Origin of the sequence: Pantoea sp. CTOTU46764, assembly GCF_031974595.1 — a bacterium.
Classification (GTDB): domain Bacteria; phylum Pseudomonadota; class Gammaproteobacteria; order Enterobacterales; family Enterobacteriaceae; genus Pantoea; species Pantoea trifolii.
Genome location: NZ_DALYOQ010000002.1, coordinates 41476 through 64943, shown reverse-complemented (window position 1 = coordinate 64943; position 23468 = coordinate 41476). Strand labels below are relative to the sequence as shown.

Annotated in this window: 20 protein-coding genes and 1 pseudogene; 10 read left to right on the top strand and 11 right to left on the bottom strand. The window is 55.1% G+C overall.

The genetic code is table 11. The annotated features are described in order from the left end of the window. Positions 1-6: 6 nt before the first annotated feature. Positions 7-1020: a LacI family DNA-binding transcriptional regulator gene (locus RTM06_RS01310; protein ID WP_312179386.1), complete on the bottom strand. Its 1014-nt coding sequence runs from the start codon at positions 1018-1020 to the stop codon at positions 7-9. A 405-nt stretch (positions 1021-1425) separates the two neighbouring features. Between RTM06_RS01310 and RTM06_RS01305 the strand changes: the two genes are divergently transcribed. From RTM06_RS01305 to RTM06_RS01295, 3 genes are all read left to right on the top strand, one after another. Then, on the top strand, positions 1426-2604 hold the full coding sequence (locus RTM06_RS01305) for a Gfo/Idh/MocA family protein (RefSeq protein WP_008108027.1): 1179 nt from the start codon (positions 1426-1428) through the stop codon (positions 2602-2604). A gap of 8 nt (positions 2605-2612) precedes the next feature. After that, entirely contained in the window at positions 2613-3554 is a 942-nt protein-coding gene (locus tag RTM06_RS01300; RefSeq protein ID WP_312179383.1) for a sugar phosphate isomerase/epimerase, read from the top strand. A 96-nt stretch (positions 3555-3650) separates the two neighbouring features. Continuing rightward, on the top strand, positions 3651-3995 hold the full coding sequence (locus RTM06_RS01295) for a helix-turn-helix transcriptional regulator (RefSeq protein WP_312179381.1): 345 nt from the start codon (positions 3651-3653) through the stop codon (positions 3993-3995). Here the strand turns inward: RTM06_RS01295 and RTM06_RS01290 are convergent. Beyond that, the gene (locus RTM06_RS01290) at positions 3988-5178 is read right to left on the bottom strand and encodes an MFS transporter (protein ID WP_312179379.1); all 1191 of its coding nucleotides are present in this window, start codon (positions 5176-5178) and stop codon (positions 3988-3990) included. The genes RTM06_RS01295 and RTM06_RS01290 overlap by 8 nt on opposite strands. A 229-nt stretch (positions 5179-5407) precedes the next feature. On the opposite strand from RTM06_RS01290, the gene RTM06_RS01285 reads away from it, so the two are divergent. Continuing rightward, positions 5408-5941: a sterol desaturase family protein gene (locus RTM06_RS01285; protein WP_293792498.1), complete on the top strand. Its 534-nt coding sequence runs from the start codon at positions 5408-5410 to the stop codon at positions 5939-5941. Here RTM06_RS01285 and crtB read toward each other — a convergent pair. From crtB to RTM06_RS01260, 5 genes are read right to left on the bottom strand one after another with little or no spacing between them, the layout of a single operon-like run. Further along, positions 5880-6809, bottom strand: coding sequence for a 15-cis-phytoene synthase CrtB (crtB, locus tag RTM06_RS01280; RefSeq protein WP_312179375.1), 930 nt, complete (start codon positions 6807-6809; stop codon positions 5880-5882). The genes RTM06_RS01285 and crtB overlap by 62 nt on opposite strands. Then, positions 6806-8287 carry a phytoene desaturase gene (locus tag RTM06_RS01275; RefSeq protein WP_312179373.1) on the bottom strand — a complete coding sequence of 494 codons (1482 nt, stop codon included), beginning with the start codon at positions 8285-8287 and terminating at the stop codon, positions 6806-6808. Before RTM06_RS01275 ends, crtB begins: the two co-directional genes overlap by 4 nt. Then, complete coding sequence (gene crtY / locus RTM06_RS01270; protein ID WP_312179371.1) at positions 8284-9450, bottom strand: lycopene beta-cyclase CrtY; 1167 nt, start codon at positions 9448-9450, stop codon at positions 8284-8286. Before crtY ends, RTM06_RS01275 begins: the two co-directional genes overlap by 4 nt. Continuing rightward, positions 9450-10727, bottom strand: a complete 1278-nt coding sequence (locus RTM06_RS01265; RefSeq protein WP_312179369.1) for a glycosyltransferase — start codon at positions 10725-10727, stop codon at positions 9450-9452. Before RTM06_RS01265 ends, crtY begins: the two co-directional genes overlap by 1 nt. A gap of 14 nt (positions 10728-10741) precedes the next feature. After that, positions 10742-11647: a polyprenyl synthetase family protein gene (locus RTM06_RS01260; protein WP_312179367.1), complete on the bottom strand. Its 906-nt coding sequence runs from the start codon at positions 11645-11647 to the stop codon at positions 10742-10744. Between the two features lie 232 nt (positions 11648-11879). On the opposite strand from RTM06_RS01260, the gene RTM06_RS01255 reads away from it, so the two are divergent. Further along, a complete protein-coding gene (locus RTM06_RS01255) occupies positions 11880-12821 on the top strand; it encodes a 2-hydroxyacid dehydrogenase (RefSeq protein WP_312179365.1) in 942 nt (313 codons plus the stop codon). Positions 12822-12939: 118 nt separating this feature from the next. Beyond that, a complete protein-coding gene (locus RTM06_RS01250) occupies positions 12940-14121 on the top strand; it encodes an FAD-binding oxidoreductase (RefSeq protein ID WP_312179363.1) in 1182 nt (393 codons plus the stop codon). Positions 14122-14139: 18 nt separating this feature from the next. Here RTM06_RS01250 and RTM06_RS01245 read toward each other — a convergent pair whose 3' ends face one another. Beyond that, entirely contained in the window at positions 14140-15474 is a 1335-nt protein-coding gene (locus RTM06_RS01245) for a PLP-dependent aminotransferase family protein (protein WP_312179361.1), read from the bottom strand. 143 nt (positions 15475-15617) lie between these two features. Here RTM06_RS01245 and RTM06_RS01240 point away from each other — a divergent pair. Continuing rightward, positions 15618-16463, top strand: a pseudogene (locus RTM06_RS01240) (DMT family transporter). Positions 16464-16509: 46 nt separating this feature from the next. Here the strand turns inward: RTM06_RS01240 and RTM06_RS01235 are convergent. Continuing rightward, positions 16510-17937 carry a trehalose-6-phosphate synthase gene (locus RTM06_RS01235; protein WP_312179358.1) on the bottom strand — a complete coding sequence of 476 codons (1428 nt, stop codon included), beginning with the start codon at positions 17935-17937 and terminating at the stop codon, positions 16510-16512. Between the two features lie 588 nt (positions 17938-18525). Here RTM06_RS01235 and RTM06_RS01230 point away from each other — a divergent pair. After that, positions 18526-19017, top strand: coding sequence for a GNAT family N-acetyltransferase (locus tag RTM06_RS01230; RefSeq protein WP_312179356.1), 492 nt, complete (start codon positions 18526-18528; stop codon positions 19015-19017). A gap of 38 nt (positions 19018-19055) precedes the next feature. Here RTM06_RS01230 and RTM06_RS01225 read toward each other — a convergent pair whose 3' ends face one another. Next, positions 19056-19763 (bottom strand): phage antirepressor KilAC domain-containing protein, encoded by a 708-nt coding sequence (locus RTM06_RS01225; protein WP_312179511.1) that lies wholly within the window; start codon positions 19761-19763, stop codon positions 19056-19058. 335 nt (positions 19764-20098) lie between these two features. On the opposite strand from RTM06_RS01225, the gene RTM06_RS01220 reads away from it, so the two are divergent. Next, positions 20099-21082, top strand: coding sequence for a capsular polysaccharide synthesis protein (locus RTM06_RS01220; RefSeq protein WP_312179354.1), 984 nt, complete (start codon positions 20099-20101; stop codon positions 21080-21082). A 4-nt stretch (positions 21083-21086) separates the two neighbouring features. On the opposite strand, the gene RTM06_RS01215 is transcribed toward RTM06_RS01220, so the two are convergent. Then, positions 21087-21941 (bottom strand): helix-turn-helix transcriptional regulator, encoded by an 855-nt coding sequence (locus RTM06_RS01215; RefSeq protein WP_008108064.1) that lies wholly within the window; start codon positions 21939-21941, stop codon positions 21087-21089. Between the two features lie 115 nt (positions 21942-22056). Here RTM06_RS01215 and RTM06_RS01210 point away from each other — a divergent pair, with 115 nt between their 5' ends. Continuing rightward, complete coding sequence (locus tag RTM06_RS01210) at positions 22057-23466, top strand: MFS transporter (protein ID WP_312179351.1); 1410 nt, start codon at positions 22057-22059, stop codon at positions 23464-23466. Positions 23467-23468 lie beyond the last annotated feature (2 nt).

Genomic DNA, 23468 nt, shown 5'->3' with positions numbered 1-23468 from the left:
GTTACCTCACGGCTTCAGGTGAGAGCGTCGAATACGCAATTCTCCCTGAGACCAAACGCCACCCGGAGTGGCACGTTCATCAATCAGCCGGTTCAGGGCTTCAGTGACGATCAAATCAATACGTTGGCTGAAAGTGGTGAGCTGCCAGCCGGGCAAGCTGGCTTCGTCGATGTCATCGAAACCCACCACCGCCATAAATTTGTTGCCTGCACCTTCGCGCAGTGCCGCCAGCGCGCCGAGCGCCAGCACATCGTTTTCGCAAAACAGCGCTTCAACCCGCTGATCGGGCGCGTGTGCGTTGAGATAGTCGGTCAATACTTCGTAGCTGCGCTCGCGGGCGTATTCACCGGCGGTGAGCAGCACTTCCAGTGTTAAGCCGGCTTGGTTAAGCGCAAGTTGCAAACCTTCTAAACGCAACGTGTGATGGCTGCTGGTGGCCGGGCCCATCATGTAACCGATGCGGGTATAACCTTGCGCCAGCAGCAGTTCACCCAGCTGTTTACCCGCCTGCAATCCGTCGACATTGACCACTTCAATGCCGGGTTCGTCGTTGTTACGGCACACCTGAACCAGCGGAATGTGGTGCATTTCACGTGCCACGGCGATCAGTTCATCACTCAGAACCGTGCCGAGAAACAGCATGCCATCGACCTGCAGCTGATCGGCCAGCGACAGCACCGCACGGTAGTTTTCACCGCTACCAATATTCAGCAGCAGCGCCATGTAGCCGCGCTGCTGGAGCTGGCGGGTGACGGTGTCGAGCATCAGCATCGAGTGCGGATTTTTTAGCTCGTCGATCACCACACCAATAATCTGTGTCTTCTTCTGCGAAAGGCTGCGCGCCAGCAGGTTAGGGCGATAACCCAGCTCGGTGGCAATGGCGATGACGCGTTCGCGCGCTTTCTCGGAAATGGACGCGCCGGGCGTAAAGGCTCGCGACACCGTCCATTTCGAGACGCCAGCCAGTCTTGCCACATCGCTGGCGGTGGCTTTGTGGGATTTTGCGGTTGGTTTACTCATAGCACCTGCATAGGGGAAATAGCGGAGACCCCCAGCATTGAACGTGAAACCCAACGGAAAATAAACACCTAAGCGCACGCATTTGACGTAAAGCGCGACAATTAACCCTGTTTTTATGATGTTGCGATTATGTTTGATCTTTGCACCCGATTGCAACATTTTTTGCAATCGGGTGCATTTCATTCACTTTTTGTGATCGCTTTCGCTGATTTGCACTTTGCCAGATTGACTAAAAAGTCGTCTTCGCCGACATTTTGCTCACCACAAAGCAAGAAACATCATTAAAGGCTCACCTAAGTGGCTCATTTTGCACCCGGTAGCAAAAAGTAAAATACCTGAAAAACAATACCCAACATCTTACCTCAACCCATTTTGCACCCGAGTGCAAAATAAACAGGAGTTGTTATGCTTATCGGTGAAAAGAGTATTCCACGCCCACTGCGCTGGGCCATGATCGGCGGCGGTCGTCTCAGCCAGGTTGGTTATAAACACCGTTGTGGTGCGCTGCGTGATAACACGGCGTATCAGATGGTTGCCAGCGCCTTTGATATCGATGCCGAGCGCGGCCGCGATTTCGGCGTCAACTTAGGACTCGATGCGGATCGCTGCTACGCCACTTATCAGCAGCTGCTGGCCGAAGAGGCAAAGCGTGAGGATGGCGTTGAAGTGGTATCTATCGCCACACCAAACGGCACCCATTTCGAGATCACTAAAGCGGCGCTGAATGCCGGTATTCACGTGATTTGTGAAAAACCGTTGTTCTTCACCACCGCCGAAGCGCTGGAAATTAAAGCGCTGGCGGCGGCGAAAGGGCTGATTGTCGGGGTAACTTACGGTTTCTCTGGTCATCCGCTGCTAATGCAGATGCGGGCGATGATCGCCAATGGCGAAATTGGTGATGTGCGCATGGTAGAGCTGCAATACACCCACGGCTTCAGCGCCAATGACAGCGCCGACAAATTCAGCGAAGCGCAAAAATGGCGCGTCGATCCTAAAATTGCCGGTCCGTCGTTTGTACTCGGCGATATCTCTACGCACACCTTCTACATCTCACAGCTGGTGCTGCCAGAGCTGAAAGTGAAATCGCTGCTGTGCGATCGTCAGAGTTTTATTCCGTCGCGTGCGCCGCTGGAAGATAACGCCATGGTGCTGATGCATTACGACAACGGCGCGGTAGGGCGCATGTGGGCCTCATCCATTAACGCCGGTTCGATGGACAGCCAAAGCATTCGTGTGATTGGTTCGCGCGCCAGTCTGGAGTGGAGCGACTACAACCCTGGCGAGCTGAAATATGAAGTGCAGGGCCAGCCGAATCAGATCATGCATCACGGCATGCCGTACCTGCATGAAAGTGCTTTGGCAGATGAACGTCTGGGCGCGCTGCATACCGAAGGTCTGGCGGAATCCTGGGCCAACATTTATCTGAAATTTGCCATCGCCATTCACGCCACCCAACAGGGCGACCAAAAAACTCTCGATAACCTGATCTATCCCGATATCAACGCCGGGATTGAAGGTGTGCGCTGGATCGAAAACTGCGTGCGTTCTGCGGACAACGGCGCGAGCTGGGTTAACTACGAATAAGGACTGCCATGAAACTCTCGTTTTGTACCGATAGCCTCGGTCATCTGCCGTTTGAACAGATGCTGGATAAATTGCTGGAATTGGGTGTTTACGGCGTTGAGATGACGACCGGCGGCTGGTCACCGGCACCGCATCTGCGTACCGAAGCGTTGCTGGCGAGTGCCACGCAGCGTCAACAGCTGTTGCAGGCGCTGGAGAGTCGCGGCATGTCGATTGCGGCGCTGAACGTGTCGGGTAATCCGCTCGATCCGGGCGAACTGGGCAACAAGCACAAGCGCGATACGGAAAACGCGCTGGCGCTGGCCGGTGAACTGGGCGTGAAGAAAATCGTGATGATGAGCGGCCTGCCGCCCGCCAGCCCGCACGACACCATTCCAAACTGGATCACTTACACCGTGAGCTGGCCGCCGACACTGAAAAACTGCCTCGATTATCAGTGGAATGAGGTAGCGATTCCTTACTGGCAGGAGCTGGTGCAGCGCGCCAAAAACAGCGGCGTGGAGAAGTTTGCGCTGGAGAACTTCAGTTCGATGCTGGTGTGGAATCCGGAAACCTTGTTCCGCCTGCGCGACGCGGTGGGTGATATGGTTGGTCTGAACCTCGATCCCAGCCATCTGCTGTGGATGGGCGCGGACCCGATTGCCGCTGCGCGCGCGCTTGGCCCGGCGATTCATCACTGCCACGGCAAAGATGTGCGTCTGGAGCGCGGGCTGGTGGACATCAACGGTCTGCTGGAAACCAAGCCGGTGGAAGATGTCGCCAATCGCGCGTGGAACTATGTTGCCGTCGGTTGCGGCCAGGATCTGCCGTGGTGGAAAGAGTTCTTCTCGGTGGTACGCATGATGGGTTACAACGATTGGGTATCGCTGGAGATGGAAGATCTCACCATGTCGGTGGAAGCGGGCGTGACCTCCTCGATTGCGGCGCTTAAGCAAACCATTAGCCAGTAATGTCAAACCCACGGCGGGCAAGCGCTCGCCGTGTTCTGTACATCGAGCCTTGCCTGCCTGATAATTCGTGGTTCACCCATAATTAAGAGGCACGCCATGCTGGAAAACCACCCACAGCGCGATGAAATCAGGCTGGAGAATGTGCTGGTGGCGTTGGGCAATCCGATGCGTATGACGGTGATCAGCATTCTGGCGGACGGCGGTGAACACACTTGCGGATCGCTGCTGAAAGGCGTCTCCAAATCCACCTTAACTCATCACTGGCGCGTGCTGCGCGAGGGCGGCATTATCTGGCAGAAACCCTCTGGCCGTGAAAATCTGCTGTCGCTGCGCCGCGACGATCTCGATGCCCGTTTTCCGGGTTTACTTGATTCGCTGTTAAACGCCACTCAGCAAGATCCCTTGACCCGCACCACGCTGGATGACTTCCAGGTTAAATAACCCGCGCACGCCCAGCCAGCGTTGCCACAACCATCTGCAATCCGGCTATCACCAACAGCAGCATCAGCGGCCACTGCCAGTTGCCGCTAACATCATGCAGCAGGCCAAAACAGAGCGGGCCCAGCGCCGCTAATCCGTAACCGACGCACTGCGCCATGCCCGATAATTTCGATGCCTGCAAATGATCATGGGTGCGCAGATTAAACAGCGACAGGCAAATCACCATCGATGCGCCAGCGCCTAATCCCGCCAGAATCAGCCACAGCAGCGCGTGATTAGGTGCTATTAGCAGACCCGCAACGGCGATAAAAATCGACAGCGAGGCGAGAAAACCAATCGCTCGCTGATCGCGCATTTTCTTCAGCGCACTCATGCAAGCCAGATTCGAAACGATGGCCACAATCTGATAGACAAACAGCATGCCACCCGCTTCCAGTTGGCTAATGCCGCTGTCTTGCGCAAAAGGCGTAAACCAGCCAATCAGGGTGTAAAACACCAGCGACTGGCAGGCCATAAACAGTGAAACCTGCCAGCCTAAGGCCGCGCGCCACGGTGAGCGCGTTGAAGTGCTGTTGGCGCTGTTTTTTGCCTGAGACGCAGGCTTCTTCAGATACGGCAGCCAGGCTAACAGCGCGACGATCGCCGGAACCAGCCACACTACTAATGAGAGTCGCCAGCCCGCGCTACTTAGCTCTGCCAGCGGCACCACCACGCCCGACGCAATACTGGCGGTGATTGCCATGGTCATCGCATACAAGCCGACGTATCGCGCGGTGTGTTCGGTGAAATCCCGCTTAATCAGCGGCGGCAGAAGCACGTTGGCCGCCGCAATCCCCGAGCTCAGGATGATGGTTCCCGCCCACAACGCAGATTCACTGCCGCTGATACGCAGCATCGATCCCAGCGTGATGAGCAGTAATGCGCCCCACAAACTGCGCTCAAGACCAAAACGGTTGCCGAACCAGGCTGCAGGTGGCGCTAAGGTAGCGAACATCAACAGCGGCAAGAAGTTAATCACGCCCGCGGCACTGGCGCTCAGGCCAAACGTCAGCCGGATGTTTTCCAGCACCGGGCCGACCGCGGTAATAGGCGTGCGCAAGTTGGCCGCCGTCAGCAGCAGTAAGAACAGGAAAAAACCAGAACGACGCAGAACAGGATTCGCAGATAACGCGGTATGGGTCATATTTTCGCACCATAGCAATGAGGCAGACCGAGTCTGCTTATGGTGCGTTGGTTGACGTTAACGCTTACGCAGCGGCGATTGACCGCTGAAAGGAGGGCAATACTAACGAGTGAGTGGGGAGATGTAAAGTCGACGGATTATCGAGTGCGGTCATATTAAATTTGTCGCTTGCGCCATCGCTCATCCGCGTCCACCTTTAGTATTTCCCTTTTCCACAAATGGACGAACAATGCTCTGGTTATGGAACGTGCTTATCTTGTTGGCAACCGTGGTGGTGATGGAAATCGTCGCGGCGCTGTCGCATAAATACATCATGCACGGCTGGGGTTGGGGCTGGCATTTGTCGCACCATGAACCGCACAGCGGTAAGTTTGAGCTCAACGATCTGTATGCGGTGGTGTTTGCGGTACTGGCGATTGTGCTGATTTATGTCGGTGTGCAAGGCATGTGGCCGCTGCAGTGGATTGGTGCCGGAATGACGACGTACGGTGCGCTATACTTCATGGTGCACGATGGTCTGGTGCATCAACGCTGGCCGTTCCGCTATATCCCGCGCAAAGGCTATCTCAAGCGCTTATACATGGCGCACCGCATGCATCATGCGGTGCGCGGACGTGAAGGCTGCGTGTCATTTGGTTTCCTCTACGCGCCACCGCTGAGTAAGCTGCAAGCCACGCTGCGTCAGCGCCATGGGCGAAAAATCAACGAGGACGCTGCCACAGACCAGCCGGACGCGGTTCAGGACGAGCCACACGCGAAGTAATCGCCAAACCAGCCCCTTTCACCAGCAGCGCCAGTTTTTCACCTTTACTGGTGCGCTGACGTGAATCCCAGGCGTGCACACCGGCGTGCTGAACTTTGACGCCAATTTCGCGATAAACGCCGCGTGCCGTTGCGATGGCCCATGCCGAGCGCAACGGTAAACCCGGTAAACCGGAACGCGCCGAGTGATAATAGGGTTCCGCCTCCGCCACTAAACGCGCTGCCAGTATGGCGAGCGCTGCACGATGTTGCGGCGCTGTCAGCGTATCGGCGCGTAATCCCGCCTGATCGAGCCAGGATTGCGGCAGATAGCAGCGGCCATTTTCGGCATCTTCGACAATGTCGCGCGCAATGTTAGTGAGCTGGAACGCCAGTCCTAAATCACAGGCGTGGTCGAGTACCGCTTCGTCGCGTACGCCCATTACGCGCGCCATCATCAAACCAACCACGCCCGCGACGTGATAGCAGTAACGCAGCGTGTCGTCGAAGCTAGCATAGTGTTCGTCGCGTGCATCCATGGCGAAGCCTTCCAGATGATCAAATGCCAGCTGCTGCGGCAGCTGATGAATGATCGCCACTTCCTGAAACGCCTTAAACGCCGGTTCATCCATGTGCGCGCCGCTGTAGGCGCGGCGGGTTTCAATTTGCAGATGCTGCATACGTGCCTGCGCGTCTTCGACAGCATGCTGTGTGCCGCCTTCGCCCAGCGTTTGCCCATCAATCACATCGTCGCAGTGACGACACCACGCATACAGCATCAGCGTGCTGCGGCGCGTCGGTGCATCAAACAGCCTGGCGGCGGTGGCGAAACTCTTCGAGCCGACCGCCATGGTTTGCGTCACTTGCTCAAGTAAAGGCTGTCGATTCATTCGGCGCGATCCTCCAGCATCAGCTGAGCGGTGGCCTTGGCCGAACCGATTACACCGGGCACGCCCGCGCCCGGATGCGTACCGGCACCCACCAGATAAAGATTGCTGATATCGGCATCACGGTTATGCGGGCGGAACCAGGCGCTTTGCGTCAGAATCGGCTCCAGTGAAAACGCCGAGCCGTGATGGGCATGCAGCGTGTCGCGAAAATCAAACGGCGTAAACATTCTGTGTGTCACTAATTGCTGACGTAATCCCGGCATGTAGTGCTGCTCCAGATAAGCAAAAATTCGATCGCGCAAGCGCGGTCCTTCCTGTTGCCAGTCGATGTCAGCGGTGCCGAGATGCGGCACCGGCGCTAACACATAAAAGCTGCCGCAGCCGGGCGGTGCCAGCGACGGATCGCTGCTGCAGGGCGCGTGCAGGTAGAGTGAAAAGTCCTCAGCTAGCTGGCTGCTGTTAAAAATCTCATCAATCAATTCGCGGTAACGCGGGCCAAAACAGACAGTGTGATGCGCGAGCTGTTCATGTGGCTGATTAAGGCCAAAATAGAGCACAAACAGCGAGTTGCTCATGCGCTTACGCTTCAGCGATGTCGCACGTTTGATTGCCAGCGGATGGTGGCGCAGCAGTTTGTCGTAGGTATGCACCACGTCGGCATTGGAGGCCACAGCAGCGGCATCGAAGCGTCGTCCGTCTTCTAACTGAACGCCGCTAATGCGGTTGCCGTTGGTTTCCAGCTGACTCACTTCGGCATTCAGTAACAGCTCGCCGCCAAGATCCTCAAACAGCCGCGCCATGCCCTGTACCAGCGCACCGGTGCCGCCGCGCGGAAACCATACGCCCCATTCACGTTCCAGCGCATGAATTAAGGTATAGATCGATGACGTTGCAAAAGGATTACCGCCCACCAGCAATGAGTGAAAGGAGAACGCCTGACGCAGATGATCGTCCTGAATAAATTTCGCCACCATGCTGTAGACGCTGCGCCAGGCTTGCAAACGTCCCAGCTGCGGCGCGACGCGCAGCATGTCACGCACTTGCAGAAACGGCACCGTACCGAGTTTCAGATAACCTTCTTTAAATACTTCACGGGAATAGGCAAGAAACTGACGATAGCCTGCAACATCCTGCGGATTGAACGTGGCGATCTGCTGCTCCAGCAGCGGCTGATTGTTGTCGTAATCGAGCTGTTTGCCATCTTCCCAGCACAGGCGATAGAAGGGCGTTACCGGCATCAGCTCGACGTAATCGCTGAGCGATTTTCCCGCCAGCGTGAACAACTCTTCGATGGCGCTGGGATCGGTGATCACCGTAGGTCCGGCATCAAAGGTAAAGCCGCTATCTTCAAACACATAGGCGCGTCCGCCCGGTTTGTCGCGCTGCTCGAGTAAGGTGGTTGGTATGCCCGCTGCTTGCAGGCGAATCGCCAGCGCCAGGCCGCCAAAGCCTGCGCCAATCACATAAGTGCGTTTCATTTTTTCTTCCCTGGTTCGACAGAATTCAACAGCGCACGCAGCGCTTCACCGATGGGCACCGGCGGTTTGCCGCACAGAATCCGCGCTTTATCATGCAGACGAAGTTGTACGGCGTAAAAACGGCTAATTAACCCGGCATTGAGCCGGTAAAAACGTTGCATTACACGCCAGCGCTGCTGCGGCTTACCGGCCAAAAACAGCATGCGGTTCAGCAGGCGGAAAAATCGCTGCTCGCGCCACTGCTGACGGGCAAAGCGTTCGATATGTTGACTGAGCGTGCTGGCATCGGTGGGCAACAGCGTGGCTACCAACTCCGCCAGCGCCACGGCGGACGGCAAAGAATAACCGGTTGTCGCGTGAAACAGTCCGGCGCGCAGGCCGCTGCATGGCTGGCCGCGCTGCTGTTGCCAGAATCGATCAATATCGCCGCTCAGGGTAATCGGTAATATGCCGTGCTCTTCACGCAGCAGCGTGCCAGGCCGCCAACCTTGCTGTTTAGCATAGTCAGCGATGTGCTGACGAGCGGAGTTCTCCGCCAGCGTAGGTTGATTAACGTAATGGGTATCTTCAATCAGTAACCGATCGGCGCTGAGCGGCAGCGTGTAAACAAAACGATAGCCCGCTTGCTGATCGACGGTGGCATCCATCAGGATCGGCTGCTGCAGGCCGTGCGGCTGCGCCAGCTGCCACTCTTGTCCAAGAAACACCTGATAACCCAGCTGCAGATGCGGCGTTGGCTGCAGGCCACGGCCATCTATCACCACCTGCGCATCAAGTTCACGACCATCCGCCAGCGTCACATGTGTGGGTTTTACCTGTTTAACTGCAGTATTTGTCCACAGATCGTCACCCATCGCCGCGAGTAGATGCCGGGCAAAATCGCCTGACGCGATGGAACAATAATCCCCGTCCAGGTTGCGGCGCAACGCGGGAAAACGCACCTGATAGCCAGGCCAACGCGCCGTGATCAGCGGCTGCAGCCAGCGCAGCTGATCGGCGCTAAGATCGCTCTGATGAAATGACCAGGTATGATTGCCTGCCGGATGTGCGTCGCTCTCCAGCAACAGGCATTTGAGCTGCGGCTGCAGTTGGCGCAGACGCAGCGCAATCAAACCGTTTGCCAGTCCGGCACCGACCAGAATCACATCGTAGTGCGCACGCATCAGGTGGCCTCCGCCAGCACAACTTGCTGCTGGCACAGCGCTTGTTCGACGATGTCGGCCGCACGCTGGCAACCGCCTGCGCGCTGTAGCTGTGCCTGTATCGCTGACATCCGTAACGCGTAGCGATCGTCGGTCAGTAGCTGTTGCAGATGTTGCTCCAGTTGATGAACGCGGTTGAAGCGCGATGCGCGCCGTCCAACGCCATGCCACTCAATGCGCGCTGCCACGCCGGGTTGATCAAAGGCAATGGGCAGCGCCAGCATCGGCGTACCGCATTCCAGCGCTTCCAGCGCGCTGTTTAATCCGGCATGGGTGATAAACAGTTGGGCGTGCTGTAGGGCGGCACGTTGATCGACAAAATCCGTCACCCACGCTGCACCAGCCAGTTGCAACTTGTGCACCTGATCGGCGTTCAATCCCCCACAATGAGCGATCACCAGCGAAAGTTGCTGGCGGCGGCACGCCTGTGCCAGATGCAAAAACAGGCGGAAGCGATGGCCTTGCAGCGTACCCAGCGAGGCGTAAACCACCGGCTGGCGCAGCGCCGGCCAGGGCGCATTGAGCGGCGCTGCCGCAACCGGCGGGCGCAGTTGTCCGACGGCGTGATAGCAGGCGGGCAGTTGCTGACGCGGAAAATCAAAGGCGGGCACCATCTGGCTGATTTGTGCCAGCGGTGAAAGGCACTGATGTAATCCGCGCCGCTCCGTCAAATTAAACGCCCGCGCGTGTTTGAGGATCACCTCGCCGTGACGACGCATGATGCGATCATAGATATCGCTGCTGGCCTGAAAACGTTTTAGCGCTTTTTCATCCTGAGCAAAACGGAAGGGCATCACCGCCAGCGGAATCCCGGCTTCACGATTGACCGGCAAGGCGCAGGCCACCGAAACAAAGGGCAGATGCAGTGCTTCAGCGACCAATCCGCCCGCCGCTTCCATCTCATCGGCGATCACGCCATCAATGTTCAACGCTTTCAGTACCGCAGGCAGTTCGCGGCACAGCATATCGGTGCAGGACGCCAGATCGTTGATCACACGAAACAGCGACAGGCCACCCGGCGAAGCCAGCCGATGCAACACGGGCGCCAGCGAACCAGCGGGATGCGACTGCTGACCGACGGCAACAAAATCGATGCGTTCGTCGCTGAGCAAGGTGCGTGCGTCGGCTTGCTGTATGAAGGTGATGCGATGACCACGCGCCAGCAGCGTTTGTGCTAACGCTTGCAACGCGTGAAAGTGGCTGTAAAGCGGCGGTGCGATCACCGCAAAGTGGCCCACCGGCGGAGCCGCGCTCAGTTGAACATCGCTAGCTGTTGATCAAACAGCGCGTGCATATATTGGCGAGTGGCGATGCCGCGATGGCATGCGCAGGCAAGGTGTGCATCGGCGCTGCGCAGGTGATCGCGCAGGCGACGTTCCGCGCCGTCAGCCCCGAGCATTTGTACCAGCGTGGATTTGCCCTGATCCTGATGCACATCTTTACCGGTGTGTTTGCAGCCGTCGGCGAGGTCGTCGAGCAGCTGAAACGCCTGGCCCAGATCCTGGGCGAAGAAGCTAAGACGTTGCCGCACCTGCGGTGAAGCATCAGCGGCTATCGCTGCCATTTGCAGCGTGGCGCGAAACAGCACGCTGGTTTTTAGTTCGTTGGTCAGGGCGATCGCTTCTGGACTGCGGCTTTGCGCACCGTCGTGCAGATCCTGAAACTGACCTTGTACCAAGCCCTGCAGGCCGACGGCCGCAGAGAGTTCGGCAATCGCTTCAGACTTTTGCATGGCAGGCAAACCGGGTGCAATAGCAATCACTTCAAATGCACGGCTCAGCAGTGCGATGGCGGCGAGAATCGCCACGTTTTCACCAAACTCGCGGTGTACGGTAGGGCGACCACGACGCATCTGCGCGTTATCCATCGAGGGAATGTCATCCAGAATCAGCGATGCCGCATGCACCATTTCCACTGCACAGGCGAGATCGAGAACGCCATTTTGCGTCAGCTCGCAACCCATATCGCGCGCTGCCAGCAGCAGTAATAAAGGACGGATGCGCTTACCCTCCGCTAGCGTTCCGGCACGCATTGCGGCACGCACGCGATCGTTTTGCTGTCCCGCAGGCAGTAAATGTTCAAGATGCGCCTGTAAAATGTGCTGCAGCTGAAGCAGTTCGCTTGTCTGATGCGCTGTGCTATCGACATGGGTGGTCATAATGGCTATCCATGGTTGATGAAATTATTATGCTTTTTGATTAACCGTAGACTGCGGAAGGTGAGTTTGCCAGCGAGGGCCTTGACTTTGTAGCGTGCGCCTTCATGCGCAACAGGTAAACATCGTAATAATACTATGCGTGATCTTATCAGCGAAAAAAGTAACAGCAACGCCGTAACATAAATAACTCCGTTAGGCTGGTGGTAAATAAATACCGCTAATGGACAATATAATGACGAATACCAAACCTGCCGTACTGATTATTCAGCCGGTCATGCCTCAGTTAGATGAAAAGCTCACGCAACATTTCCACTGTCATCGCTTATATGAGCAGCAAGACGCGACGCAATTTATTCAGCAGCATGATAAAGCGATAAAAGCCATTGTTACGCGTGGCGATGTCGGGGTTGAAACTGCACTGCTGGAACAATTACCCGAGTGTAAAGCGATTGCCGTATTCGGCGTCGGCACCGATCGTATCGACCTTCAATACGCTGCCGCACACGATATTCAGGTCAGCATCACCCGCGATATTCTGACCGATGATGTCGCTGATTTGGCGCTAACGTTAACGCTGGCGTTCTCGCGTAATTTGGTGGCTTACCATCAGTTTGCAAAATCCGGTGCATGGGAAAATAACGGCGTTGAGCTCTCCAGTCGCGCCAGCGGAAAAAGAATCGGTATCGCCGGGTTGGGCGCGATTGGCTTAGCGATTGCGCGCCGTGCCGAAGCGTTTGGCATGGCGGTGGCGTATACAGCGCGTTCGGCGAAAAACGTCAGCTATAAGCGCTGCGACACCATTGAGCAACTGGCTGCTTTCAGTGATTTTCTGGTGCTGGCCCTGCCGGGCAGCAAAGAGAATTTCCAGTTGGTCAACGCTAAGGTGCTGGCGGCGCTCGGCAAAGACGGTGTAGTGATCAACATCGCGCGTGGCACGGTGATCCATGAACCCGATCTGATCGCGGCATTGCAGCAGGGGACCATTAAAGGTGCCGCGCTGGATGTTTATCCAGATGAACCGAAAATTCATCCCGCGCTACGTGAACTGGATAATGTGCTGTTAACGCCGCATATTGCCAGTGCAACTCATGAAACGCGTGCGCAAATGACCAATAATGTGCTGGAGAATTTGCTGGCCTATTTCGCCGATGGGAAGATTCTGACATCGGTATAATTTAAGTGTCCGGATTAAGATGAAATTCTTATATCCAGATAAATTATCCCTGTTTAGTCATAGCAATTTTCACTCAGCCAGGCTGTTATGATAGCGGCACTTAATTCAGGAGCCCATTATGACAGCACAGAAAATTGCCATTATTGGCGGCGGCGTTATCGGATTAGCGGTGGCGCGCGCCTTAGCGTTGCAGGGCGTTGAAGTCACCGTTTTCGAACAACAACATATTGGTGCGGGCACCAGCAGCACCACGTTTGCCTGGGTGAACTCCAACGGTAAACAGCCGCAAAGTTATCACCTGCTTAATGTGCTCTCGATGGAAGAGCATCTCAAACTGCAGCACGCGCAGCCGAACGGGTTGCGCTGGCTGGAAACCGGCGGAACCTGGGAATGGGCCGCCGAGGGCGATGCGCAACAACGTTTGCTGCAGCGTGCGACGTCGCTGCAATCGGCAGGTTATGCGGCGCGTGAAGCGTCGCCCGCAGATGTGCTGCGCGATATCCCGGAGCTACGGGCGCAGGCCATTAGCGGCAGCGTATGGCACTTCCCGACAGAATCGGTGCTGCATCCTGCGCTCTATCTGGCGCGCTTGTGGTCCGAAGCGAAAGCGCACGGCGCGCTGCTGTATCAGCATCAACGCATCAACAGCATCAGCGAAAGTGCCGATCGCGTTACGCTGGATCTGGAAAACGGCGAGCAGTGGCAGGGCGATCGTATCGTGTTAGCCACCGGACGCTGGGCCAATCAGCTGCTGAATTCACTCGGACTCAATCTGGCGTTGCTGGATACCAGCAAACCGAACGCGGTGGCCTGCAGTTTTCTGGTGCGCACCGCGCCGCAGCCGCTGTCGCTCAGTGCCAATCTCATCTCTCCGCAACTCAACGTACGCCCGGACGGCGGCGGACGTTTGCTGCTACAAGCGTTAGAGCTGGATCATCTGGCCGATTCATCTGCGCCCCCATCGATCACCAGCGATATCGCCGCGCAGTTCCGCACGCGTTATCACGCGCTGTTTGCGGATGCGGGCGAGTTGCAAATTGAAAAAATCGTCATAGGCCAACGTGCCCGACCTGCCGATGGTTTACCGGCAATCGGTTATGTCACAGCGCACCAGCGCGTGTATGTGGCGGTGACGCACAGCGGCATTACGCTTTCGCCATTGATAGGCAAGCTGGTGGCTGAAGAGCTCGTCAGCGATGTGGCAAGTGAGCTGCTGAGCGATTTCCGCCCGCAACGTCTGCTGGGTAAAAGTGTGGAAGAGTTTGCGCCGATAAAGCGTAATTTCCCGGCGGCGCAATAACGCAATGAGACACGGTTTTTACAGGTCTCTTTCATAATCGATGGTCTCTTTCACTGCCGCCACGGCAAGTCGCAGTTTATCCTTGCTAACCGATCCCAATGCAAGACGAATGGCATGCGGCACATTGATTGAGGTGCTGAAGGGCTCAGCTGAAGCTACCGAGATTTGCTGCTGCATTAAACGCTGTACCACGCGTTCAGCCCTGACTTCGCACGGTAACGGTAGCCAGAGAAAATAAGAGTTGGGATGGCTGATAAAATCTTCGGGCGCAAGAATCTGGCGGGCGATCGACTGGCGCTCACGGGCATCCCGTCTTTTCAGTGTTTCCAGGCGTTTGATCGTCCCATCCTTAATCCAGCCACACACTAATGAGACCATCAGAGAAGGGGTATTCCACGTAGTAGCACGAATAGCCCGCTCAAGCGCTGCACGCATGCCAGCGGGGCAGACGACGGCGCCGACGCGCAATCCGGTGGCGATATTTTTCGCAAAACCGGTCACATAAAGGGTTCTTTCAGGGGCATAAAAAGCCATCGGCGGCGGCGGACGAGGCACCAGATAAGCATAGGCGGCATCCTCAATCACCAGAAGATCAAACGTTCGGGCAATCAGGGCGAGCTCTCTGCGTTGCGCAGCACTCAGTACCCAGCCAAGCGGGTTATGCAATGTAGGCATGGTATAAATCGCACGCACGCGCCTGCGCTGACAAATCTGTTTTAATGCATTGAAATCAGGACCGTCGGGTCCAGCAGGTATGGCGGCAAGTTCAAGATGATAAAGCGCAGCCAGCGCCTTAAAGCCGGGATAAATCAACGCGTCTACCGCCACAACATCGCCGGGTTTCAGCAATCCCATCACCGCGATGGTAAGGCCGTGCTGTGCGCCATTGACAATCAGAACGTCATCAGCCGAAGGCGTGATCCCAGTTGGGCTAAGCCATGATGCAATGGTATGCCGGTCGCTCTCTTTCCCGGCATGCGGCTGATAACGCAGCAGCGATTCAATATCCCCTATATTGGAGAGATTGCGCAGGGCATCGCGCAGGCGATCGGCCTGATCGGGCAATGCGGGATAATTGAAATTGAGGTCCACCACATCGGTTGCGACCACATGCTGATCGACACCGAGACCCAGAGGCAAAGAAATTTCCCGGACAAAAGTCCCGCGTCCGGTTTCACCGCTTACCAGCCCGATTGCCTCAAGTTCAGCGTAGACACGTGTAGCGGTTGCTAGTGAGATCCGTCTTTCCGCCGCCAGCGCGCGATGGGTTGGCAGGTGTGTGCCTGCCGACAATTCTCCGCTGCGTATAGCCGCTGCATATTCGTCAACCACATCCTTATAACGTGCTTTCACCGAATGTATCCATGACAATATTTTGATTGTTCTGGATCATGGCGTTTATCCTCCGTAGCGTCAATTCATGAAGGAAATAGTCACCTTCACTCAGCTACTGAAAGAGGTTTAACGTGGTGATACAAAAGACGCGTCCTGAGTCAATGTCAGGCTGGCTGAACGGCCTGGCGGGCGTGATTATTTTCAGTGGATCGCTGCCGGCAACGCGTATTGCCGTTCAGGACATCGACCCGTTTTCCTGACTTTTCTTCGCGCATCGATAGCGGGTGTGCTGGCGCTCATGTTGATCTGCTTGTTTAAGGTCAAAAGACCTGATCCAAGCCAACTATTCTCGCTCTTCATCGTCGCTATGGGCGTGGTGATTGGTTTTCCGTTGCTGACCGCCATGGCATTGCAGCACGTAACTTCGTCACATTCGATCGTTTTCCTCGGGTTGCTTCCGCTAGCAACCGCCGTCTTTGGCGTCATTCGTGGTGGTGAACGTCCGCGACGCGCTTTCTGGCTCTTTTCCCTCTGCGGCAGTTTGCTGGTTGTGGGCTTTGCGCTTTCTCATCTCGCTGCCGTATCACTTAAAGGCGATCTGCTGATGCTCGCGTCAGTGATCGTCTGCGGCCTGGGCTATGCCGAAGGGGCAAAACTTTCGCGTGAGCTGGGAGGCTGGCAAGTTATTAGTTGGGCGCTGATTATTTCACTGCCTATCATGTTGATCGCGTCATATTTTACTGTACCCCCTAAGCCACATCAGCACTTCAGCCTGACTTGCGCTGGGTTATGTCTCGCTTTTCAGCATGCTGATTGGTTTTATTTTCTGGTACAAAGGGCTCGCTATCGGTGGAATTGCCGCTGTCGGGCAACTGCAGTTGCTCCAGCCATTTTTTGGACTGGGTCTGTCGGCTTCGTTGCTGCACGAGAGCGTCAGCCCGCTGATGATAGCTGTCACGCTTGGCGTCATTCTCTGCGTCATCGGTTCGCGAAAATGTGCGTGTTAATCTTCATGCATGTTGGCCGCCCGCAGGCGGCCTCATCCATTTTGGATTAATAACGCAGTCGCCCGCTAAAACCATTGGAAATCAGCGCACCCGACTTAAGTGTTAAATCGAAATCCTGTTCTCGCGGCTGCAGCGCGTTAATGAAGCTTTCAGCCCATTTGTGGCAATCATGCAGATGCAGGTTTTTTAGCAGGCTGGCATGACGTTCGCGACGCACCGAAAGCGGCATGATGAGCGCGGTGTGAATGGCATCGGCGATAGCATCGGGATCGTAAGGATTCACCAATAGCGCGCCCTGCATCTGTTCAGCGGCGCCAGCAAACTGCGACAGAATCAGCACGCCGGGATTGGCATGATCCTGCACGGCGACATAGGTTTTCGCCATCAAACTCATCCCGGCTATTAGCGGTGTGACCAGCGCCACGCGTGCCGCACGATAAAATCCGCACAGCTCTTCACGCGAATAGTGATTGCTCAAATAACTCACCGGATACCAGTTCAGCTCGCCATGCACGCCGTTCATTTCGCCGCAGCGGGTTTCTAGATCACGCGACAATGCTTTGATGCGATGGCTGTAACCTGACGCCGTTGAAGCCAGCTGCACCAACGAAAACTTGTGGTGATACTCCTCATGTTGACGCAGTAAAACTTCTATCGCGCTGATACGGTAGGGCGTGCCGGTGCTGTCGTCAAAATGCCCGCCGCTGAGGATGAGATTCTCCGGTAAGGTGTCGCGACATTGCTGTTCCATAAACTGGCAGCTGTTACTTTCCGCCAGCGCGCTGGTTTCGGCGGTATCAATGCCCACCGGGAATACGCCGACGCGAATCTGGCGGCCATGAATGCGCAGCGTGTAAGGCGTTTGGCGTTCGCAACGGAATCGGGATTCAACCCAGGCGGTGAAATTGTTCATGTCGTGGGTGGTCTGGAAGCCAATCAGATCGGCGCACAATAAGGAATCAGCCAGATAGCGCCAGTTGGGCACCGATTCAAAGGATTGTCCCGCCGGGAAAGGTTGATGGAAAAAGAAACCAATGCGATTTATCAGGCCGACATCGCGCAGCATTTTAATGCCAGGGATCAGGTGATAATCCTGCAACCAAATATCATCATCGGGCATGGCATATTCACTGATGGCGCGTGTATAGGTTTCATTCAGTTTCATATAACCGATTTGGCTACTGGTAGAAAAGCGCGCCATATCGGGACGCTGATGAAATACTGGCCATAATCCCTGATGGATATATTGATGATAACCTTCTTCATATTCTGATTTAGTTAAGCGGAATGTCAGCGTGTCGAATTGTTTACCACTAGTAAAATTTAGCTCCCGATGAGGTTCAGTGTTAAAAGACTCAAACTCGCCACTCCATTTCACCCACATGCCACCACGCCGCGTCAATATACTTTCATAAATACTTGAAAGCGTTGAGTGGTTGTTTTGATTGTGTGATACCAATATTAAGCCTGACATAGTTTTACCCATTGCTTGATCTACCCGTAATTAATATCTGGCAGGAAGTTTGAAAGAGGTTGGCGCAGTAAAAATTGTAGAATGCCGTTCATTACGGTAAACGCCAGAAAATTGACTGCCGCGCCTCGTTAAGGCAATCTTTCACTTATCGCTGTCGTGATGACGCAATGCCAAAAACTAGACGTGAGTATTCAGTAAATTTTATGCGTATTTATCGAGAACGCACCTTTACACCCTTTGTGGAGTGATAATATTTCAATGCGTTGTTGTTCCACCGGGTTAGAAATCGCAGATATGCTATTAATTGAACCGCTGTTAGTAAATTCGATACTTTTCATCTCGCGCTACCTCTCCGAATACTTCAGGGCTGTCGATGAAATTAATTTAGCCGACCAACTCGTAAAAATGTCGTAAAAAAGGCGCTGGAAATTATAAAAATGTAATAGATTTAATTTCGATTTTGGGAAAAGGCTGCAGTCGATATCATAAGGGTCGGTGCGTTTTTCGTAGGGTGCGCATTTATACGCACCGGGACATTCGGCCTGTTAGAATGACCGCCGTTCAGAAGTGACTTGAAGAGGTTTAGTTGTGTCGACGTTAGTATTTAGAGAAGCCATCCTGGCCGATGTGGATCGTTGTTACGCGATTGAGATTGAGGCTTACGAAGGTGATGAAGCCGCCACGCGAGAAAAGATTGCCACCCGCATCGCGCAGTATCCGCAAGGATTTTTATGTCTGGAAACCGAGGGTAAGGTGATTGGTTTTATCAACGCCGGTTGCGCGTGGGATGTAGTGATGTCGGATGAAGCGTTCAAAGAGTTAATCGGCCACGATCCCGCAGCACCCAACGCCGTCATTATGTCGGTGGTGCTTGATCCCGCTTATCAGGGCAAAGGTTATGCGTCGCTGCTGATGCGCCAGTTTATCGATCTGATGAAGAAAATGGATAAGCGAACCATTCATCTGATGTGTAAAACCCAGCACGTCGAGCTGTATAAAAATTGGGGCTATCAGTACGTCAAACCGTCCGAGTCAGACCACGGCGGCATGGCGTGGCATGAGATGCTGATGACGCTGTAATTCGTCGGGGCGCCATTCATGGCGGCCCGAATCTCACCTCACGCAGCCACACTTTTCGGCTGAGCCGACAGATGTCCCGCCCATAAACTGGCCACCCATTTCACGCCTTTGGCGGTAAAACGCGCTTGTGAGAAAGCATGCTGATTCTCGCCACGCCCAGAGCGCAAGGTGAAATAACCCGCCTGCATATGGTGTTGCTGCGGTGCCAGCGTGCCTTTTTCGCGATACATGATATTGCGTTCTAACAGGAACTCACGAAACTCGGTTTCCTTCACCTTCAACATCTTGCACAGCTGACGAAAGCCGAGTGAATCTTCGATCTCAACAAAGCGATCAAAAAATTCAGCTTTGGGTGCAGACAATGCAAGTTGCTGCTCAGCCGCCCGGCGCTGCTCAAACTGCTCCGCCCAAGCGCGGGCCGCTTCCGCCGGATTGGTGAAATCAGGCAGATGAGTAAATTGTTCGCGCTGCTGCCAAAGATCGAGTAATTCCGCAGTGAAGCCAGGCGAAAGCCGGGCAACGGCAAGTAATGAATCGCGTTTGTTGAGATGAAACTCCTGACGCACTTCACCCTGATGCTCATACAGATTCACCGTCAAAGGGTGGGAAAGCCGCTGTGCGGTTTCCAGGCTTTTCACCAGGCGCTTCACTTCACCGTGTGTAATGCCCGTGACATGGGCAATTTCGCGGCTGCTCATCATCATTGATGCATTCAAAGCAGACAGACTTTCCGTTGAGATCATCATCATTATCACCTCTTGCAGACTTACTCAGCCTTGTAGCTGTTGAATAAGTATACGTAACACTGTTTATATATCCAGTGTTATTTTTAACCGTTCACGTAAGATGTTCAGCTTTGCGTAACGTTTCACAAAGCCAGCTCAGTTTCACGTAATCCCTGCGTATTCTCTTAAAGTGAGGTTTTCACGGTTTATTAAATTGTCGCGATGAGGGCTGTTTGATAGTTTTGAGCCAATTTTCCGGGCTTTTATCGGCTTTCTGCAGCATTACGTGCAGGGTTGATGTGTGCCTTTTTAACAGCAATAAGTAGTTAACTGGCGGCTGTGCTGCTGGAGAAACGATGAAAAAGAATAAATTTAAAACCCATCTGGTCTCATTAGGTTTACTGGCGGAAAAAAAGCTGACCAAACGCCAAACGCTGCCCGATTACAATCCCACCGCAGAGCAGGATATCAATTTGATTGCGCGCCAGACCGCACCTGCGGCCATTCCGCGTCAGATTTGGATGTATTGGGAAAGCGAAACGCTGCCGCAAGAAGTGCAGATTTTTGTCGACAAGATCGTGCGTGAAAATCCCGGTTATCTGGTCACGGTCATTAATAACCTGAACATTCAGCACTATCTGCCCGACCTGCACTTCGTACATCAGGATATGCGTCCTTCGCATAAAAGTGACGTCATCAGGCTGGAACTGCTGCATCGTTATGGCGGAATCTGGATGGATGCCACCATCATTCTCAACCGCACAATGGACGAATTGCTGGCGGTGAATGTTGACGATCGTTATGACCTGATCGCCTTTTATCGCGACAGTTCCACGCTGGATAAAGCCTATCCGGTAATTGAATCCTGGTTCCTGGCCGCACCGAAAAATAACGCCTTTATTGCACGCTGGCTGCACTTTTTCCGCCCGATTGTCGAAGTGGGCGCTGATGAGTTTTTCCGTCGTCTGCTCGCGCTGCCTGATTACGAAACCATTGTTCAGGGCATCACGCCACCGGATTATCTGGTGGTGTATATCGCGCAGCAGCAGGCGTTGCGTGAGAATAATCAGTACAACTTATATCTGCGTAAATGCGAGGCCAGCGCGTTGCTGTATCAAAGTCTGGTGGAGTGGCGGCCGGTGAAGCTGAGCCGCATGCTAATGGTGGATCGTCTGCCAGCAGTGTTGCCGCCGCTGACCAAACTGACGGGATTTGATCGCAAATATCTCGACACCAATCTGAAATATGGCGTGGTGAACAAAGACAGCTTGTTGGGTCAGATTCTGTTGACTAGTGCCCGCCCGCAGACGCCGCTTCCGGCGCTGACCAGCAAGGCATAACGCATTAAGGATTGATCAGCTGTTGCAGTGCTGCGGCGCTGGTTTCATCGTCCGGCACATACACCAGCAGGCGATCGCCGTTACGGGACGCTGACCACCAGTTATTTTGCCGCAGCGTCAGTTCACCCACTTCGTCGCGGTAAAAGCGTTTCACGCGATTCTCCACCTGGCCCAATTCATAGCGCTGCCAGGTGTGCGCAAACTCATCTGAACTGTTCAGCAGGCGGGCAAGAAAGCTTTCCCAGTGCGGATCGCCAAGGTGCTCGCCCATCTGCCCGCGAAACATCGCTACCATCTGCGGCATCACTTCATCCCAGTCACTGATGGCTTTGCGCCATGCGGGATGATTGAAGGCCAGCCAGATGCAGTTGCGATCTTCCAGTGCGATCTCGGCTAAATCCACGCCCATCAGGGCACACCACGCAGCGTTGTAACCGAGGATATCAAAGCGCGGCGTCTCGATAATCGCCGGTAACTGGATAGCGTCAAGCATCTGCTGATTGTGCGCGGCAATTTTGCAGCAGGCTGCCACTACGCGCACCGAAGGCAACGCATGTCCGGCAAGCGAAAACAGGTGCTGCGTTTCCACATCGTTGCACTGCAGCGCGCTGGCAATCGCCGTCAGGGTTTTCGGCGAGGCTTTGATATCACGCCCCTGTTCCAGCCACGTATACCAGGTCACGCCAACATCCGCTAACTGCGCGACTTCTTCACGGCGTAAACCTGGCGTGCGGCGATGGCGCATGCGCGGCAAACCGAGCCGATTAGGATCGAGGTTTTCGCGGCGCGTGCGCAGAAAAGTGCCAAGTAATTTGCGGTTGTTTTGTTCGGTGGTTACAGGCGCGGATGCCAGGCTCATAAGCAGATCCTTCGACAAGACGGGTAGTATTTATACCATGATAAACAAGAACTGGTACCCGTTTAACGGTTAGGTGATGCTATGCCGTACTGACAGCAAAAACAAGGTAAAACCGATGCAGACATCGCAACTTCAACGCACAGGATTGATGGTCCTGCTTGCCGGGCAACTGCTGCCCATGATTGATTTTTCTATCGTTAACGTAGCGTTAGACGCGATGGCCCACACGCTGCAGGCCACGGCGATCGAGCTGGCGCTGATCGTGGCGGTCTATGGCATCGCCTTTGCCATCTGCCTGGCGATGGGCGGGCGGCTCGGTGACAATTATGGCCGCCGCCGCGTATTCCTCGCTGGAGTAGGGATCTTCGGTATTGCATCTTTATTATGCGGCATCGCCAACAGCGTTGGCCTGTTGATGCTTGCCCGCGCGCTGCAAGGCGTGGGCGCGGCCTTTATCGTGCCGCAAATTCTCGCCACGCTGCACATTACGTTGAAGGGCAGAGCGCATGCACGCGCCATCGGTTTGTACGGCGGCATTGGCGGGCTGGCGTTTATCATCGGTCAGGTGCTGGGCGGTTTTCTCATCAAAGCGGATATCGGCGGCTACGGCTGGCGCAGCGTATTCCTGATCAACCTGCCGATTTGCCTGTTTGTGCTGATCACCGCGCGCCGCTTTGTGCCGGAAACGCAGAACACCCAACGCGTGCCGGTGGATGTCAGCGGCACCTTGCTGCTGGCAGGCGCGATTGGCTGCCTGATGCTGGCACTGGCGCTCGGTCCGCTGCTGCATTGGTCGTGGCCGTGCATCTTGCTGCTGGTGCTGTTTCCGCTGTTTCTGCATCGTCTGCGCCAGAGTTCGCTGCGTCTGGAAGCGGCCAACGGCGCGCCGCTGCTGCTGCCTTCACTGCTGCGTCTGCCAAGCGTGCGATTTGGCCTGACGCTGGCGGTGCTGTTCTTCTCCTGCTGGAGCGGCTTTATGTTCTCGGTCGCGCTAACGCTGCAAGCCGGTTTGGGGCTGACGGCGTTCCAGTCCGGCAATGCGTTTATCGCGCTGGGCGTGGCCTATTTTATCGGGGCGATGCAATCGACGCGCATCGTCGAGCGTTTAGGTAAGCGCGGTGCCTTGCTGATGGGCTGCGGCATTCAGATGGTGGGTTTGCTGGCGCTGATCGCCACGCTGCAACTCGCCTGGCCGCAGGTCGGCATCTTTACGCTGATCCCCGCGACGGTACTGATTGGTTTTGGTCAGTCGTTTATTGTCAGCACCTTCTACCGCATTGGCATGAGCGGCGTGCCGCATCATCAGGCGGGCGCGGGCAGCGCGGTGCTTTCAACGGTGCAGCAATCGGCGCTGGGATTAGGCCCGATGCTGCTGGGCGGCGTATTCACACAGATCTACACGCACGGCAATCATCTGGCGGCGATCACCGGTACGCTTGGCGTTGAGTTGGTGATGATGGCATTACTGGTGATTTTCACCAGCCTCAATCGCCGTACGTTTCAGCCGGTCACGACGGAAGGGTAATT